This is a genomic window from Providencia sp. UF-183 (assembly GCF_058246155.1).
Map to the genome: position 1 here is coordinate 109,472 of NZ_JBSICD010000014.1, position 16,442 is coordinate 125,913.

The following is a 16,442-nucleotide window of genomic DNA, read 5'->3' on the forward strand; positions in this document are numbered from 1 at the left end:
GAACAAGAAAAAAATTCATGATAAAAAAACGCGACCCTTTTCAGCGTCGCGTTGATGTGAGTAGCTAGTTTGATTTATTCCGTGAAGCAGAAATGCTCAATCATTTGGCTAATTAACTGGCGGGTAGGCTCAATAAAGCGCATATCGATAAACTCATCGGGTTGATGGGCTTGTTCAATAGAGCCGGGGCCCAGAACTAAAGTTGGGCAAAGTTCTTGAATAAACGGCGCTTCGGTGCAGTAATTCACCGTATCGGCTTTTTGACCCAGCAACTGTTCTATCACCGCCACCATTTTGTGATCTGTCGGGCATTCATAACCTGGTATCGGTGGATGCATTGACTCAATGGCTAAGCGACCCGGCCATTTTGCCCGAACAGGTTCGAGGGCATCATTCAGTAGCTCATCCAAATCTTGCAATGTCAGCCCTGGTAATGGGCGAATATCCATATGTAATTCACAGCAACCACAAATACGGTTTGCCGCATCACCGCCATGAATATGACCAAAGTTCATGGTGGGATAAGGGATCACGAAAGCCGGGTTATTAAAACGCTCTTTCAATGTGTTACGCAGCGTCATTAAATGAGAAATCGACTCATGCATCAGCTCAATGGCATTGACACCACGCTCCGGGTCACTTGAATGTCCCGATTGCCCCGTAATGCGGATAGCGTTAGATAAATGGCCTTTATGTGCGCGTATTGGTTGTAATGAGGTCGGCTCACCGATAATGGCAAAGTCAGGGCGCAATGCAGTGTTCGCCGCAAAATAACGGGCTCCCGCCATCGAAGTTTCTTCATCTGCAGTCGCAAGGATATGCAGTGGGCGCTTGAGCTTCGCAAGATCCATATCACGCAGCGCATCGACAATAAAAGCAAAGAAACCTTTCATGTCTGCGGTACCGAGGCCATAAAGTTTGCCATCGTGTTCTGTCAGCTCGAAAGGGTTTTTGCTCCAGCGGCCATCATCAAAAGGCACAGTGTCGGTATGGCCACATAACATCAGGCCACCATTACCCTCGCCAATGGAAGCTAGCAGGTTATATTTATCACGTGTTTCCGGTACGGGTTGAATATTGACCGAAAACCCCAGCGTCTCTAACCACCCACCAAGGAGTTCCACAAGGGCTTTATTGCTCTGATCCAAATGAGAATCAGTCGCACTAATCGATGGAGTGGCAATTAATTGACGATAAATCTCAATAAATGCAGGTAATTTAATATTCACTGTTGACAGCCTTAATCCATAATAGTATCAATATTCATGCACTTTATTTGAATAAAAATACACATTAAACTGTTTGGGTCACGAGTACAAGGTAGAAAGCATATGTTGAACACACTCATTATCGGGGCCAGTGGCTATACTGGAGCAGAATTAGCCGCTTATTTGCAACGTCACCCTGAAATTAACCTTCAAGGGTTGATGGTATCGAAGCAAAGTGCCGATGCAAATAAACGTTTTTCTGATTTATATCCCCAGTATAAAGGCATTATTGACCTTCCTGTCCTGCCACTCACTGATGTGGCAGAGGTAGCAAAAGGCATTGATGTTGTTTTCCTCGCCACGGCACATGAAGTGAGCCACGACATCGCCCCGCAATTTCTTGAGGCGGGTTGTGTGGTGTTCGATTTATCGGGTGCTTACCGCGTTCAAGATCCTGCGTTCTACACCCAATACTATGGCTTTGAACATACAAATACCGAATGGTTAATGCAAGCAGTTTACGGTTTAGCGGAATGGCAAGCGGATAAAATTCGCCAAGCCCAGTTAATCGCGGTACCGGGCTGTTATCCAACCGTTTCGCAACTTGCGTTAAAACCGTTAATTGAAGCTAAGTTACTGGATAACAGCATGTGGCCTGTTATCAATGCAACCAGTGGTGTGTCAGGGGCAGGGCGCAAGGCTTCAATGACAAACAGTTTCTGTGAAGTGAGCTTACAGCCGTATGGTATTTTCACTCACCGCCATCAGCCTGAAATCTCAACGCATTTGGGGCAAGAGGTGATTTTTACGCCGCATCTGGGCAACTTCTCAAGAGGGATCCTCGCCACTATCACCTGTAAGGTAAAAGCGGGCGTCACAGCAGAGAAAATTGGCGAAACGTTTAAAGAAGCCTATCAAAACAAACCCTTGGTGCGTTTATATGATAAAGGTGTTCCTGCATTGAAATCTGTCGTCGGCACGCCATTTTGTGATATCGGTTATGTATTGAAAGGGGAACACCTGATTTTAGTCGGTACAGAAGATAACCTACTAAAAGGTGCCGCGGCACAAGCTGTACAGTGCATGAATATTCGTTTTGGTTTCAATGAAACCCAGTCATTACTTTAATAAGGACAAGCCATGCAACCCTTAGTGATTAAATTGGGCGGTGTGTTACTGGATAGTACTGAAGCGTTAGAAAAACTGTTTACCGCTATTCAAACTTATCGCCAAGCACATCAACGCGAGCTGGTGATTGTCCATGGTGGTGGTTGTTTAGTGGATGAATTAATGCAGAAGTTGCAACTTCCCGTTGTGAAGAAGCAGGGGCTGCGGGTTACACCGGCGGATCAAATCGACATTATTACGGGGGCTTTAGCTGGGACGGCAAATAAAACCTTACTGGCATGGAGCATCAAACACCAATTACCCGCAGTGGGGTTATCACTTGGTGATGGGCAAAGTGCGGTTGTTACACAGTTGAATGACGAGCTCGGTCATGTTGGGAATGCAAAACCGGGTGATGCCAAGCTATTGAAATTGCTTCTCGGCGCGGGATATTTGCCCATCATCAGTTCTATTGGTGTCACCGCACAAGGTGAGCTAATGAATGTGAACGCAGACCAAGCCGCAACCGCTGTAGCCCAAGCACTCAATGCCGATCTGGTTTTATTGTCGGATGTGAGTGGCATCTTAGATGGCAAAGGCCAAAAAATTGATGAGATGACGACGCAAAAAGCGCAAAAACTCATCGACCAAGGAATTATTACAGATGGAATGATTGTGAAGGTGAATGCTGCGTTAGACGCTGCTAACGCACTGCAACGCTCCGTCGATATTGCAAGTTGGCGTCACGCTGAACAACTTCCTGAGCTGTTTAATGGAACAGCAATCGGAACTCGGATCTTGGCATCGTAATTGAGCCATACACATAATAAATTAATTGAGCGGATAGGTACGTTATGAAAAAGGGCATTAAAAAGATTGTATTAGCATACTCAGGTGGTCTGGATACATCGGCAATTATTCCATGGTTGAAAGAAAACTATGACGGTTGTGAAGTGGTTGCATTCGTTGCCGATGTGGGACAAGACAGAGAAGATTTAGTCGGTGTTGAGAAAAAAGCACTGCAATCTGGCGCATCAGAATGCTACGTCGTTGATTTACGTGAAGAGTTCATCAAGGAATACATCTATCCAGTATTAAAAACGGGCGCATTATATGAAGGTAGCTATTTATTAGGTACATCAATGGCTCGCCCAATTATTGCGAAAGCACAAGTTGAAATCGCATTAAAAGTCGGTGCTGACGCAGTTGCTCATGGCGCAACAGGTAAAGGAAATGACCAAGTACGCTTCGAAAGCACCTATACGGCGTTAGCACCACAACTGCAAGTGGTTGCACCATGGCGTGAGTGGGATTTACGTTCCCGTGAAGCGCTGCTCGATTACCTGAAAGAGCGTAATATTCCGACAACCGCCAGCCTTGAAAAAATTTATAGCCGTGATGAAAACGCATGGCATATTTCCACCGAAGGTGGCGTATTAGAAAGCACATGGAATGCAGCCAACCAAGATTGTTGGGTATGGACTGTCGATCCGCAAGATGCGCCAGATGAAGCAGAGCTAGTGACTGTCGGTGTAAAACACGGCGAAGTGGTCTCTGTTAACGGTAACACATTGTCTCCATTAGGTTGTTTGGAAGCACTGAACACATTAGGTGCGAAACACGGGGTCGGCCGTATCGATATCGTTGAAAACCGTTTAGTGGGCATGAAATCTCGTGGTTGCTATGAAACCCCGGGAGGTACCATCATGATGGCTGCGCTACGTGGGATTGAGCAATTAGTATTAGACCGTGATAGCTACAAATGGCGTGAGCAGTTAGGCTTAGAAATGTCATACGTTGTTTATGATGGCCGTTGGTTCGCTCCATTACGTCATTCATTACAAGCTGCGGCAGAATCCTTAGCACAAGATGTGACGGGCGAAGTGGTACTGAAACTGTATAAAGGCCAAGTGACAGCGATTCAGAAAAAAGCGGATAAGAGCTTGTATTCTGAAGAGTTCGCAACGTTTGGTGAAGATGAAGTTTACGACCACAGCCATGCTGGTGGCTTTATCCGTCTTTATTCCCTGTCTTCACGTATTCGTGCGTTGAAAGAACAAAACAAAGCAAAATAAAGTCAATCGTAGTAACCCGGCAGCTAATATTGCTGTCGGGCGTTAAACACTTATTTTATCAATCAGGTAGGGATTTGTTATGGCACTTTGGGGTGGACGTTTTAGTCAGCAGGCCGATCAGCGGTTTAAACAGTTTAATGATTCATTGCGTTTCGATTATCGCTTGGCGCAACAAGATATTATCGGTTCAGTCGCATGGTCAAAATCATTGGTCACGGTAGGTGTGTTGACAGATAGCGAACAACAATCTTTAGAACAGGCACTAAATGCACTGTTAAAAGAAGTGCAAGATAACCCTGAAATTATTTTGCAAAGCGATGCGGAAGATATTCACAGTTGGGTTGAAGGCAAACTGATTGATAAAGTTGGTGATTTGGGCAAAAAACTGCACACAGGCCGTAGCCGTAATGACCAAGTGGCAACAGACTTAAAATTGTGGTGTAAAGACCAAGTTGCATTATTGCTTGAAGCGGTCACTGAGCTACAAAAAGCGTTAGTGGTTACCGCTGAAAATAATCAAGATGCTGTCATGCCAGGTTATACCCATTTACAACGTGCTCAGCCAGTAACGTTTGCTCATTGGTGTTTGGCATACAGTGAAATGCTAGCGCGTGATGAAAGTCGTTTAAAAGATACGCTAAAACGTTTGGATGTTAGCCCGTTAGGTTGTGGGGCATTGGCGGGAACCGCGTATGATATCGACCGTGAACAACTCGCCTCTTGGCTTGGCTTTGCCTCTGCCACTCGCAACAGTCTAGATACAGTTTCCGATAGAGACCACGTACTTGAATTATTATCTGACGCCAGCATTGGCATGGTACATTTATCGCGCTTTGCGGAAGATTTAATTTTCTTCAATAGCGGTGAAGCTGGTTTCGTTGAGTTATCTGACAAAGTTACGTCAGGTTCTTCCTTAATGCCACAAAAGAAAAACCCCGATGCATTAGAACTGATCCGCGGCAAATGTGGGCGAGTTCAAGGTGCATTAACAGGTATGATGATGACCTTAAAAGGGTTACCGCTTGCTTACAACAAAGATATGCAAGAAGACAAAGAAGGCCTATTTGATGCGATGGATACATGGTTAGATTGCATGCATATGGCCGTGTTAGTTCTTGATGGTATTCAAATTCGTCGACCACGTTGCGAAGAAGCCGCAAAACAAGGCTATGCAAATGCAACCGAGCTGGCGGATTATTTAGTGGCCAAAGGCGTTCCATTCCGCGAAGCGCATCATATTGTGGGTGAAGCGGTTGTCGCGGCAATAGCGCAAGGTAAGGCTTTAGAGGAAATGGCATTAAGCGATCTGCAAAAATTCAGTGATACTATTCAGTTGGATGTGTATGAAATTCTCTCGTTGCAATCATGTTTAGATAAGCGATTAGCAAAAGGTGGAGTGTCTCAGAAGCAGGTGGCGAGTGCCATTGAGGAAGCAAAAATACGGTTAGGTTTCTAAGCGGTAATTTGTGGACGAAAAATGGGGGGTAGCATGACTACCCCAATTCCCATAACGCTGTTCTTATTAAATATATTTAACGGTTAACATTCCTAATTGTTTCTCCTCATTAACCCAGTTGTATGAATATTCATGTCTGCCTTCATTAATAACGTTCCAACCATTTTTTTGAGTCATATTATTTAACTCAATCTTTGTGGTGGACGATCCTGTATTATCATTCAAACAGTGCAATTTAATTTGCGTGTCAGTAATATCATTGGTGCAGGTTGGATGAACCACTGCGCCAGAGAAATTAATCGTGCCAGCTTCTTGATTCTGAACTGCATTAGCACTGAATACACTGGCAGCTGAAATTAATAATAAAGCCATGATTGAACGATTAAATACTTTTTCAGTTATTGATTTTTGCATAATGGAATTCCAGAACTGAATTTGATAAAAATCAGTTAGTTATATTAAGTTTTATTTAAATGAATTGGTTATTTAATTATTACGCATGTTGTACAGATAATAATGCGTGGCCTTTTTCTTCATTAGTCCATTTAAATTGGTAGATGCTACGGTTCTCATCTAATTTTTTCCATTCAGTTGATTTTTTTTCTTTAGAAAAATCAATTTTACTTGTTTCCATTTTATTCGTTTCTTTATTAAAGCAATTTAAGTTGGTTTTGTTGTCATTAATATCATAAGTACATGGTGAAGCAACAATAGCAGCTTTAAAGTTAATGGTTGTTTGGTTTTCTTTAGCTTGAACATTTGCAGTGAATAATGAAGTAGCAACTAAAGTTAACGCTAATACTGATGTGATATTTTTAATAGTCATGATATTTATTCCTAATTTAAAGTTTATATAATTTGGTTGATTTCAATTTGTTCATGTCTTGCTATGGGAAGAATTATAAAACAAAAAACTCTCAAAAGGTGTAAATCTAAAAACTCAAATGTGTGAAAATATAATGAAAATATAGGTTATATTGAATCTCTGTGACTTACTGATAAATTGCCGTTTTGTTTACTATATTCTGTTAATTTGTGTTTTTCGGTGTTAAATGTTCTATTGGTGATGTTTTAAGTTGCTTTTCGATGGTTTAATCTGCTGTTTGATTTTCGATAGTTACAGTTATTGAGCCCATACTTATATATAAATCAGTAAGGTAATATTGAGAATTTTAATTAACTTTCAAACAGAAATTTACAAAGTTTAATAATAAATGAAAATAAATATAACAAAATGTTTCAGAGAAAGGGCTGAACAATCTCATTTTTAAACTTTTAGAGAGTAAAGTTGCCTTATTTTTCGAGTTAATCCGCAAAAAATCATATTATGAGTAATATAAATGTTTCAGTATGGTGCCTAATTATATTGAAGTTACCCAAATAGCTGTTTGACACCTTTCTTTTTTCTTGCAACCCCGATGAATTGTTGTTCATCTTAGGAAGCGTTCCTATTGTTTTCTTCTTATATAGAAGAAAGCTAAGTGGATCGTTTCTTTAACTACGCTAGATTGCCGATGTCTATTACACTTTTTTGTCGTTATTGGTTTTTAGCAATACGATTTGCATGCTTTGCTAATTTAGTGCTCTTCAATACTCTATTCTGTCATCACTAGCATGTTGTATAAGGTATCGACAGTATGGCGGCATTCTTTAACCACATAATGGGATACTTTTAACTTAGGAAGGGCAAAGTGTAGTAATAGAATCCATAGTATTTAGCCCTCCGTATCATCATCACTGATGAAAACTGTCCAGAAGCCAGGTGACTATATAAAACTATTAATTTGAATTGGTTTTTTCAGTATTTGTTGCTTTGGTATTATTAATATAGGGTGCTATTTTAAAATTATCCACAGTAAAAGTGTGTGTAATTATGTATGAAATTTTAAAGATTTTTATACATAACGTTATGTTTACTATACGAAAATATAAAAACTATATAATGTATCTAAACGTCTTTGTGGTATTTTTTCTTTTAGAATTTCACTGTCATATCTATGTACTAGTTTGTAGTTCACTAAAAATTAAATAATTAAATCTATCTGCCTGTTTTAGTCTTAAATTGACTTGTTATGGGAATTTCATATCGTGTTAAATATGATAAATAAAATTTAATATTGTTTATTTTTGGTTCGCTTTTCGTGAATAAAATCAGAGGGAATTAATGATGCATTTTGTTTCTAAATATTACAATTTGTTTCATTGCGAGGGGGTGTTTATGCAAAAATGGGATGAAAGACCCCATTTTGTAATATATCAATAGATAAAACAAACTAATATCGATATAGTGATTGGTATTATCTATCTTTGGTCTGACAAAGAATTCACGAAAGGAAAAGAAATATGAATATTCGAGATTTAGAGTACCTCGTTGCACTCGCCGAACATAAACACTTTAGACGCGCCGCGGATTCTTGTCATGTCAGCCAACCAACATTAAGTGGTCAAATTCGTAAGTTAGAAGAAGAACTCGGTGTTATGTTATTGGAAAGAACCAGTCGTAAAGTTCTTTTTACCCAACAAGGGTTATTACTTGTTGAACAGGCTCGAACTATTTTGCGGGAAATAAAGGTACTGCAAGAAATGGCTGCTCTCCAAGGGGAAAGCATGTCTGGTCCATTGCATATTGGTTTAATACCAACAGTTGCCCCTTATTTATTACCTCACATCATTCCACAACTACACCAAGCTCATCCAAAATTAGAAATCTATTTACATGAAGCGCAAACTCAGCAGCTATTAGCGCAATTAGATAGCGGTAAATTAGATTGTGCAATTTTAGCGGATGTAAAAGAAACAGCACCGTTTATTGTTGTGCCTTTATTTGAAGAGCCAATGAAACTCGCTATTTATGAAAGCCACCCATGGCATGACCGAGACACTATTGAAATGGGTGAGCTATCAGGCGAAAAATTATTAATGTTAGAAGATGGCCATTGTTTACGTGACCAAGCGATGGGATTCTGTTTCCAAGCGGGCGCAAAAGAAGACACACATTTTAGAGCGACAAGTCTAGAAACGCTACGAAATATGGTTGCGGCAGGAAGTGGAATTACGCTGTTACCTGATTTGGCTGTACCAAATGAAGCGTGCCGTGATGGAGTGTGCTATTTAAATTGTATAGAGCCTGAACCGAAGCGAACAATTGTTCTTGTTTATCGTCCTGGTTCACCTTTACGTGGTCGCTATGAGCAATTAGCTGAAACTATTTATAACTCTATGAACCAATATTATAAGAATAAGGTTTAGGAAAAAATCGTCAAAATAGTTTTTCAGTAAAATGAAATGATGGTTGCCAGTAAATAGGCAACCATCAACATGCATCATTAAAACAGTCTATTTAAACCATTTAATGCTGCGACACGAAAAGCTTCTGCCATCGTTGGGTAATTGAACGTCGTATTGACGAAATATTCAATGGTATTACCTTCACCTTTTTGTTCCATGATAGCTTGGCCGATATGAATAATTTCTGCCGCTCTTTCACCGAAACAGTGAATACCTAATATTTGTAACGTTTCTCGATGGAATAAGATTTTCAAACTGCCCACATTCATTCCTGCAATTTGTGCGCGAGCTAAATGCTTGAACTGAGCGCGGCCCACTTCATATGGCACTTTCATTGCGGTAAGTTCTTGTTCTGTTTTACCTACCGAGCTGATCTCTGGGATGGTGTAAATACCCGTTGGGATATCTTCTACTAAATGTGCATCGCCAAGACTACCACCGATTGCACGTGCAGCAATTCGGCCTTGGTCATAAGCCGCAGATGCGAGGCTTGGATAACCAATCACATCACCGACAGCATAAATATGCTCATTCGTTGTGCGGTAAGCTTTATTCACCTTAACAAGACCACGGCCATCTGCGTCAATACCAACATTTGCAAGACCTAAGCCGTCAGTGTTACCGGTTCTTCCGTTGGCATACAATAAGCAGTCAGCTTTCACTTTCTTGCCTGATTTCAGGTGAACAATAACACCATCATCGACGCCTTCGATTTTTTCATATTCTTCATTATGGCGAATGACAACGCCACTATTCCAGAAATGGTAAGACAACGCGTCAGACATTTCTTGGTCAAGGAAGGCTAATAAGTGATCACGGGTGTTGATTAAGTCAACTTTTACGCCTAATCCACGAAAAATAGAGGCATATTCACAGCCAATAACACCCGCACCATAAATAATGACATGGCGAGGTTCATGGGTAAGGTTGAGGATCGTATCGCTGTTATAAATGCGTGAATGATTGAAATCAACATCTGAAGGACAATAAGGACGTGAACCTGTAGCGATGACAATTTTATCTGCGCTTAAAACATCGCAGCTGCCGTCGGCATAGCGTACGCTAACATGTTGATCATCAATAAAAGTGGCTTCACCCGAAAACATTTGGCAACCATTTCGCTCATAAAACCCTTGGCGCATGCGTGTTTGTTGGCTAATGACCGTTTCTGCATGTTGTAGAATTTCAGAGAACGAGGAGCTTAAGCTACGGGAGTTATCACTATAAAGTGGGTTTTGATTAAATTCGATAATACGGCTAACAGCATGACGGAGGGCTTTTGAAGGAATGGTTCCCCAGTGGGTACAGCCTCCGCCGACATTATTATAACGTTCTATAACAGCAACGTTTTTTCCTTGTTTCACTAGCCCCATCGCGGCGCCTTCGCCACCAGGACCAGAACCAATAACTATTGCATCAAAATGGGTAAGTTGCATGAGGTAAGACCTGCTCTAAAACAAAATGACAACAAGATGTTATCATTAGTTGGTTATTTCGCCTAATTTCCCTTTTCCTATTTATTTTTCTCATTAAGACATCGTGAACTTTTTTCATTGCCTGATTTCAATCTAAAATTCTAGAGAAACACGTTTTTGGAAAAAGAAAAAAACAGAGTGCATTTTTGGTGAATCTATTTTTCACCGTTCAGGTAGGGTAAAGGGAAAAGTGAGAAAGTTTCTATATATAAGAAAGCCATGTCGGTGATATGTGAAACGCTGAAAATGACTAATTTGCAGTAAGAGTCGATTTTTCTCTAAACCAGATTAAGAAATTTCAGGTATGCTAGAAGGCGAACACGTGCTTATTATTAACCTTCAATGCGTTCATTAATGTTTAATGACATAGAAATTAGGATCACTGTGAGTAACACTATTGGCGTTAGAGCAAAACAAAAAGAAAAAACTCGGCGTTCACTCGTCGAAGCCGCATTTAGCCAATTGAGTGCTGAACGGAGCTTCACAAGCTTAAGTTTGCGCGAAGTTGCTCGAGAAGCTGGCATTGCGCCAACGTCATTTTATCGTCATTTCAAAGACGTTGATGAACTCGGCCTAACGATGGTCGACGAAAGTGGCTTGATGTTACGTCAACTTATGCGCCAAGCGAGGCAACGCATCGCAAAAGGCGGGAGTGTGATCCGCACATCAGTCTCAACTTTTATGGAGTTTATTGGTAATAACCCCAATGCCTTTAGGTTATTATTGCGTGAGCGTTCAGGCACATCAGCTGAGTTTCGTGCTGCCGTTGCAAGGGAAATTCAACATTTTATTGCAGAGTTAGCTGATTACCTTGAACTTGAAAGTCGGATGCCTCGCCATTTTACTGAGATGCAAGCAGAAGCGATGGTGACGATAGTCTTTAGTGCAGGCGCTGAAGCCCTTGATATTGATGAAGAAAAACGCAGGCATCTTGAAGAACGGTTGGTATTACAGTTAAGAATGATTGCTAAAGGCGCCTACTATTGGTACCGCCGTGAACAGGAAAAACAAAATCAATCTGACCCAGACCTTACCAAATAATAAGGAGAATCAATGACGGATCAAAAAAGCTATGAAAGAAGCACATTATTGCTGGCCTTTGTGATTGGCCTTGCAACCCATGGAACCTTTTCAACACTGTTTAACTCGTTAGTCGACTTTTCATTTTTCCCAATTTTGACCTTAGTATTGGCTGCGTATTGTTTACACCAACGCTATTTGCACCAAGCGATGCCGATGGGGCTACCTAAATTTGTTGCGGGTAACTTCTTTATTGGGATTTTTGGTTATGCCGCGATTTTGCGCGTTCAAAACCCTGAAATTGGTTCTAACTTTATTCCAGCGACATTTATCGTGATTTTAGCGTTATGGATGTATGCAAGCTGGAAAGCACGTAAAAAAGAAAAAGCGGAATTAGCCCTTGAGCAAGAAGCTGAAAACTAAGTTTAAAGTATATATTTAAACTAAAACGCCGCATGATTTTGCGGCGTTCTTGTATTGATTATAAATACCTTGAAAAATTAGCGGCGCGTTAATAAAACACCACTTTCCATATGATGGGTATAGGGGAATTGGTCGAACAAGGCTAACTTCTCAATTTTATGGGTTTTTGTCAGCTCAACTAAATTATCGCAAAGGGTTTCTGGGTTACAAGAAATATACAAAATATGGTCATACCCTTGGACGAGCTCGACAGTTTTATCATCTAAACCACTGCGTGGTGGGTCAACAAAAATGGTATTGCATTGGTAATCCGTTAGTGTAATGCCTTCCAAACGTCTAAATTCGCGAGCCCCTTGCATTGCTTGGGTAAAATCTTCAGCGGACATTCGGATAATCTGCACATTATTAATGTTGTTTGCTTCTATATTATATTGTGCCGCGGCAACGGAAGGTTTGGCGATTTCAGTGGCTAATACACGTTCAAAGTTTTGCGCTAATGCCAATGAAAAGTTTCCATTTCCGCAATACAGCTCTAATAAATCGCCTGTTGAATTTTGTGTCGCCGCAATAGCCCACTCCAACATTTTAATATTGACCTGCGCATTAGGCTGCGTGAAGCTATTTTCGACTTGGCGATAAACCATATCCTTGCCATTTACAGGCAGCACTTCATCCACATAATCATTATCAAGCATGATTTTGGTTTTTGAAGCGCGGCCGATTAACTGCAAATCAAAGCCTTTTTCCACCAATGCCGCTTTTAACGTTTTTGCCTCAGTAGTCCATTCTTCACCGAGTTTTTTATGGTAAAGCAGTGAAACAATCAGCTTATTGCTCAGTGTCGATAAATAATCGATTTGGAATAACTTATGGCGCAGTAATTCATTCTGTTTAATTAACGGCAGCAATGTAGCCATCATGTCATTAATTAATTGGCTCGCCACGGGGAATTGGTCAACACGAATGCGTTCTTTGGTCTCTTTATCAAACATGATATGAAACAAATCATCATTATCATGCCAAACCCGAAATTCTGCGCGCATCCGGTAATGTGACGCTGGAGATGAAAAAATTTCAGGTTCAGGTGCGTTAAACGGGGCCATCATAGCCTTTAAACGGTCAGTTTTGTCTGCGAGTTGCAGTTCGTAGTCTTTGGTGTGCAACGTGTTTGGCATACTTGGCCCCATAAAACAGTAAAAAATTCGTATCAGGGGCGAAATTGTAGGGAATGTGGCGAAGATGTCCAGTTTTCATTATGCATCCATAGACACTAAATGCCATTCCACTTAGGATAATAGGCTGTGGTTTAGGGAACTTGGTTGAAATCCAAGACTGACGCGCAACGGTAAAGTCCGATACCTGCCACACGTCTTATCGCTTTGTTGAATATCAGCGCGAACCTTTTATTCAACTTCGCGGAATTTTAATTTTATTGATCTTCCGAGTGTAATCATAATGAATAATAACAAGTTGCTGCCGTTATCGGCTGCTGCTGTGGCAGTGTTATGCAGTGTTTCTTCTCTGGCAAGTGCGAATAATAAGGCCGACGAAGTTGTCGTATCCGCCAATCGTTTCGAACAACCAATTTCTTCTATATTAGCGCCCGTTACCGTGGTAACCCGTGAAGATATTGATCATTGGCAGTCAAATACCGTGATTGATGTATTACGGCGTTTACCGGGGGTGGATATTGCGCAAAATGGGGGGCAAGGCCAATTAAGTACTTTATTTGTACGGGGGTCAAATTCAGGACATGTGCTTGTACTTGTTGATGGAATTAGGCTGAATCAAGCTGGTGTGAATGGCTCATCAGATATGAGTCAAATTCCGTTATCAATGATTCAAAGAATTGAATATATTCGAGGCGCGCGCTCAGCTGTTTATGGTTCCGATGCGATTGGTGGAGTCATCAATATTATTACAGGTCGGTCTGAACCAGGCACAACACTTGAAGCTACCCTTGGGAGCTATGGATACCAAAATTATACCGCTTCAACTCAGCAACAAATAGCTAATAAAACTAAAGTTACAGCATCTGCCTCATATAATTATACTTGGGGGTTTGATGTTGAGGCGAGGGGGAATACAGGAGGAGTAAAACAGTCTGACCGAGATGGATTTATGAACAAAACCCTATGGTTGGGAGTTGAGCACCAATTTAATAATGAGGTTTCAGCTTTCGCTCGAGCATATGGTTATGATAACAGGTCTAAATATGACGGATCTCCGAGTTGGGATTATGCGAATGTTCTTGCGGATACAAGAGAGCTTTCAAGCCGCAACTATGATGCTGGAGTTAAACTCACAAAAGGTATTTATTCTTCTCAGTTAATATCTAGTTATAGCCATTTAAAAGATTATGATTTTGACCCTAGAAAAGGACGTTACGATGAATCATCTTTATTAAAAGATTCAGAACAATACAATATCCAGTGGGGGAATACTTTTAAGCTAGATCAAGGCGGAATTAGTACAGGGATAGACTGGAATCGGCAATCGATACAACCTAACCACAATTTTATTGCTAAAAAACGTAGTGTTGATGACACAGGACTGTATATAACAGGGCAAAATCAGTTTGGGAACATCACTATCGAAGCCGCTGCACGTAGTGATCACCATTCTAAATATGGTTGGCATTCCACATGGCAAACAGGCGCTGGATGGGAGTTTATTGACGGGTATCGATTGGTTGGTTCATATGCTACAGCATATAAAGCTCCTACATTAGACCAGTTATATGGTCGTTGGGGGCCAAATGAAAATTTAAATCCTGAAGAAAGTAAACAATGGGAAGGTGGCATAGAGGGGGTAACAGATTTAATTGATTGGAGCTTCACAGTTTATCGTAATAAAATTGATAATATGATTGCGGCAGATGCAGCGAATAATTGGCAGCTCTATAATATAAATAAAGCTGTAATTAAAGGTGCTGAATGGACTGGTGAATTTGATACAGGTCTTTTTCATCATCAATTGACATATCAATATATCGACCCGAGAGATAAACAAAAAGATCAAGTTCTGGCTAGAAGAGCAAAACAACAGGTCAAGTATCAATTAGATTGGGCGGTTTATAATGTCGATATGGGAGTAACATATCAATATATTGGGTCTAGATATGATGTTACAGGCAGCGGTGGTCGTATTAAAGTAGGCGGCGTTAGCCTTTGGGATCTCACGGCTGCATATCCAATCACTTCACATCTCACAATTCGTGGTAAAATAGCTAATATGTTCGATAAAGACTATGAGACCGCGTATGGTTATCGCACCGCTGGAAGAGAATATTTCCTTACCGGAAGCTACAACTTCTGATAACAACCTATCTGTTCGCCCGACCATTCTTGTATTTGACTCAGGAGTGGGCGGGTTATCTGTCTATCGCGAAGTCAAAAAACTGATCCCAAATGCGCACTATATATATGCATTCGATAACGAAGCTTTTCCTTATGGTGAAAAAAGCGAAGAGTTCATTATTGATAGGGTCTATCAAATCGTTAATGCAATAGCTGCAAAGCATCCTTTAACCATTGCGATCATTGCCTGCAATACCGCAAGTACCGTCAGTTTACCTAATCTCAGGGCGCACTTTACTTTCCCTGTTGTCGGCGTAGTTCCGGCAATCAAGCCAGCAACTAAACTCACGCGTAATGGCGTGGTCGGGTTATTAGCGACAAAAGGCACTGTGAATCGTGAATACACCAAAGAATTAATTGACCGTTTCGCCACGAACTGCAAAGTGATTTCACTGGGCTCTGCGGAATTAGTCCAACTGGCAGAGCGGAAGTTACATGGGGAAACTTTACCGTTAGATGAAGTCGCTCAAACGGTGAGGCCGTGGATCAGAATGCCAGAACCACCAGACACCGTTATTTTAGGTTGCACCCATTTCCCTCTGTTAATAGAAGAGCTCGAAAAAGTCTTACCTAACGGTACAAGGTTTATAGATTCAGGTTCTGCAATTGCCAGAAGAACCGTTTGGCTGATAAATAATCAGGCAGAACTCCATGATTCTAACGAAGAAGACTTTGCGTATTGCCTCTTAATGAACGAGGTGGTGCAAGGTTTAAGACCTGTACTTGAAGCTGAAGGGTTCATTTCGCTCGAAAAGTTAGCACTTTAACTTAAATTTGTTGAAAAGCTGAGCGAACGAAAAAAAAATGCAAAAAAGGGGTTGCCAGATTTTTCTGACTCCCTATAATGCGCATCCACTGACCGGGAACAAGACAACGCAAAGCGCGATGAACACTGAAACGGCAGCGAGAGATTCTGAAAAGAAAAAGCAAAAAATCGCTTGACTCTCCATGAGGAAAACGTATTATACGTCACCTCGCAGCAACGACCCAGAAGGTCAAATTTCAATACGAAATGCTGCAACGCTCTTTAA

14 protein-coding genes and 1 riboswitch are annotated in these 16,442 nt (G+C 41.0%); of the genes, 9 read left to right on the plus strand and 5 right to left on the minus strand.

What is annotated here, in order from left to right; genetic code table 11:
• Positions 1-74 precede the first annotated feature (74 nt).
• Positions 75-1,229 (minus strand): acetylornithine deacetylase, encoded by a 1,155-nt coding sequence (gene argE, locus AC4IFT_RS14140; protein ID WP_490726793.1) that lies wholly within the window; start codon positions 1,227-1,229, stop codon positions 75-77.
• A gap of 102 nt (positions 1,230-1,331) precedes the next feature.
• On the opposite strand from argE, the gene argC reads away from it, so the two are divergent.
• From argC to argH, 4 genes are all read left to right on the plus strand, one after another.
• Positions 1,332-2,336 (plus strand): N-acetyl-gamma-glutamyl-phosphate reductase, encoded by a 1,005-nt coding sequence (gene argC, locus AC4IFT_RS14145; protein ID WP_490751638.1) that lies wholly within the window; start codon positions 1,332-1,334, stop codon positions 2,334-2,336.
• Positions 2,337-2,348: 12 nt separating this feature from the next.
• Positions 2,349-3,125, plus strand: a complete 777-nt coding sequence (gene argB / locus AC4IFT_RS14150) for an acetylglutamate kinase (RefSeq protein ID WP_490736279.1) — start codon at positions 2,349-2,351, stop codon at positions 3,123-3,125.
• Positions 3,126-3,169: 44 nt separating this feature from the next.
• Complete coding sequence (locus AC4IFT_RS14155) at positions 3,170-4,390, plus strand: argininosuccinate synthase (RefSeq protein WP_490736281.1); 1,221 nt, start codon at positions 3,170-3,172, stop codon at positions 4,388-4,390.
• Positions 4,391-4,469: 79 nt separating this feature from the next.
• Positions 4,470-5,846 carry an argininosuccinate lyase gene (gene argH / locus AC4IFT_RS14160; RefSeq protein WP_490736283.1) on the plus strand — a complete coding sequence of 459 codons (1,377 nt, stop codon included), beginning with the start codon at positions 4,470-4,472 and terminating at the stop codon, positions 5,844-5,846.
• A gap of 66 nt (positions 5,847-5,912) precedes the next feature.
• Here argH and AC4IFT_RS14165 read toward each other — a convergent pair whose 3' ends face one another.
• On the minus strand, positions 5,913-6,260 hold the full coding sequence (locus tag AC4IFT_RS14165) for a YmdA family protein (RefSeq protein WP_490736285.1): 348 nt from the start codon (positions 6,258-6,260) through the stop codon (positions 5,913-5,915).
• Between the two features lie 79 nt (positions 6,261-6,339).
• Complete coding sequence (locus AC4IFT_RS14170) at positions 6,340-6,672, minus strand: YmdA family protein (RefSeq protein ID WP_490736287.1); 333 nt, start codon at positions 6,670-6,672, stop codon at positions 6,340-6,342.
• Between the two features lie 1,517 nt (positions 6,673-8,189).
• Between AC4IFT_RS14170 and oxyR the strand changes: the two genes are divergently transcribed.
• Positions 8,190-9,095, plus strand: coding sequence for a DNA-binding transcriptional regulator OxyR (gene oxyR, locus AC4IFT_RS14175; protein ID WP_219245017.1), 906 nt, complete (start codon positions 8,190-8,192; stop codon positions 9,093-9,095).
• A gap of 77 nt (positions 9,096-9,172) precedes the next feature.
• Here oxyR and sthA read toward each other — a convergent pair whose 3' ends face one another.
• The gene (sthA, locus tag AC4IFT_RS14180) at positions 9,173-10,570 is read right to left on the minus strand and encodes a Si-specific NAD(P)(+) transhydrogenase (protein WP_206085988.1); all 1,398 of its coding nucleotides are present in this window, start codon (positions 10,568-10,570) and stop codon (positions 9,173-9,175) included.
• Between the two features lie 423 nt (positions 10,571-10,993).
• Here sthA and fabR point away from each other — a divergent pair, with 423 nt between their 5' ends.
• Together fabR and AC4IFT_RS14190 are read left to right on the plus strand one after the other, a co-directional pair.
• The gene (gene fabR / locus AC4IFT_RS14185) at positions 10,994-11,650 is read left to right on the plus strand and encodes an HTH-type transcriptional repressor FabR (protein ID WP_219245015.1); all 657 of its coding nucleotides are present in this window, start codon (positions 10,994-10,996) and stop codon (positions 11,648-11,650) included.
• A gap of 12 nt (positions 11,651-11,662) precedes the next feature.
• The gene (locus tag AC4IFT_RS14190) at positions 11,663-12,052 is read left to right on the plus strand and encodes a YijD family membrane protein (RefSeq protein WP_219245014.1); all 390 of its coding nucleotides are present in this window, start codon (positions 11,663-11,665) and stop codon (positions 12,050-12,052) included.
• A 77-nt stretch (positions 12,053-12,129) separates the two neighbouring features.
• On the opposite strand, the gene trmA is transcribed toward AC4IFT_RS14190, so the two are convergent.
• Positions 12,130-13,227 (minus strand): tRNA (uridine(54)-C5)-methyltransferase TrmA, encoded by a 1,098-nt coding sequence (gene trmA, locus AC4IFT_RS14195; protein ID WP_490751639.1) that lies wholly within the window; start codon positions 13,225-13,227, stop codon positions 12,130-12,132.
• Positions 13,228-13,339: 112 nt separating this feature from the next.
• Positions 13,340-13,433: riboswitch (cobalamin riboswitch) on the plus strand.
• Positions 13,434-13,507: 74 nt separating this feature from the next.
• Here trmA and btuB point away from each other — a divergent pair.
• Both btuB and murI read left to right on the plus strand, forming a co-directional pair.
• Positions 13,508-15,370 (plus strand): TonB-dependent vitamin B12 receptor BtuB, encoded by a 1,863-nt coding sequence (btuB, locus tag AC4IFT_RS14200; RefSeq protein WP_490751640.1) that lies wholly within the window; start codon positions 13,508-13,510, stop codon positions 15,368-15,370.
• Positions 15,315-16,178 (plus strand): glutamate racemase, encoded by an 864-nt coding sequence (gene murI, locus AC4IFT_RS14205; protein WP_490751642.1) that lies wholly within the window; start codon positions 15,315-15,317, stop codon positions 16,176-16,178. Before btuB ends, murI begins: the two co-directional genes overlap by 56 nt.
• The last annotated feature ends 264 nt before the right edge of the window (positions 16,179-16,442 follow it).

Coding starts and splice junctions, on each gene's coding strand:
- oxyR (WP_219245017.1), top strand. CDS start 8,190: ATGAATATTCGAGATTTAGAGTACCTCGTTGCACTCGCCGAACATAAA.
- argB (WP_490736279.1), top strand. CDS start 2,349: ATGCAACCCTTAGTGATTAAATTGGGCGGTGTGTTACTGGATAGTACT.
- AC4IFT_RS14165 (WP_490736285.1), bottom strand. CDS start 6,260: ATGCAAAAATCAATAACTGAAAAAGTATTTAATCGTTCAATCATGGCT.
- btuB (WP_490751640.1), top strand. CDS start 13,508: ATGAATAATAACAAGTTGCTGCCGTTATCGGCTGCTGCTGTGGCAGTG.
- sthA (WP_206085988.1), bottom strand. CDS start 10,570: ATGCAACTTACCCATTTTGATGCAATAGTTATTGGTTCTGGTCCTGGT.
- AC4IFT_RS14155 (WP_490736281.1), top strand. CDS start 3,170: ATGAAAAAGGGCATTAAAAAGATTGTATTAGCATACTCAGGTGGTCTG.
- argH (WP_490736283.1), top strand. CDS start 4,470: ATGGCACTTTGGGGTGGACGTTTTAGTCAGCAGGCCGATCAGCGGTTT.
- murI (WP_490751642.1), top strand. CDS start 15,315: ATGGTTATCGCACCGCTGGAAGAGAATATTTCCTTACCGGAAGCTACA.
- AC4IFT_RS14170 (WP_490736287.1), bottom strand. CDS start 6,672: ATGACTATTAAAAATATCACATCAGTATTAGCGTTAACTTTAGTTGCT.
- AC4IFT_RS14190 (WP_219245014.1), top strand. CDS start 11,663: ATGACGGATCAAAAAAGCTATGAAAGAAGCACATTATTGCTGGCCTTT.
- trmA (WP_490751639.1), bottom strand. CDS start 13,227: ATGCCAAACACGTTGCACACCAAAGACTACGAACTGCAACTCGCAGAC.
- argC (WP_490751638.1), top strand. CDS start 1,332: ATGTTGAACACACTCATTATCGGGGCCAGTGGCTATACTGGAGCAGAA.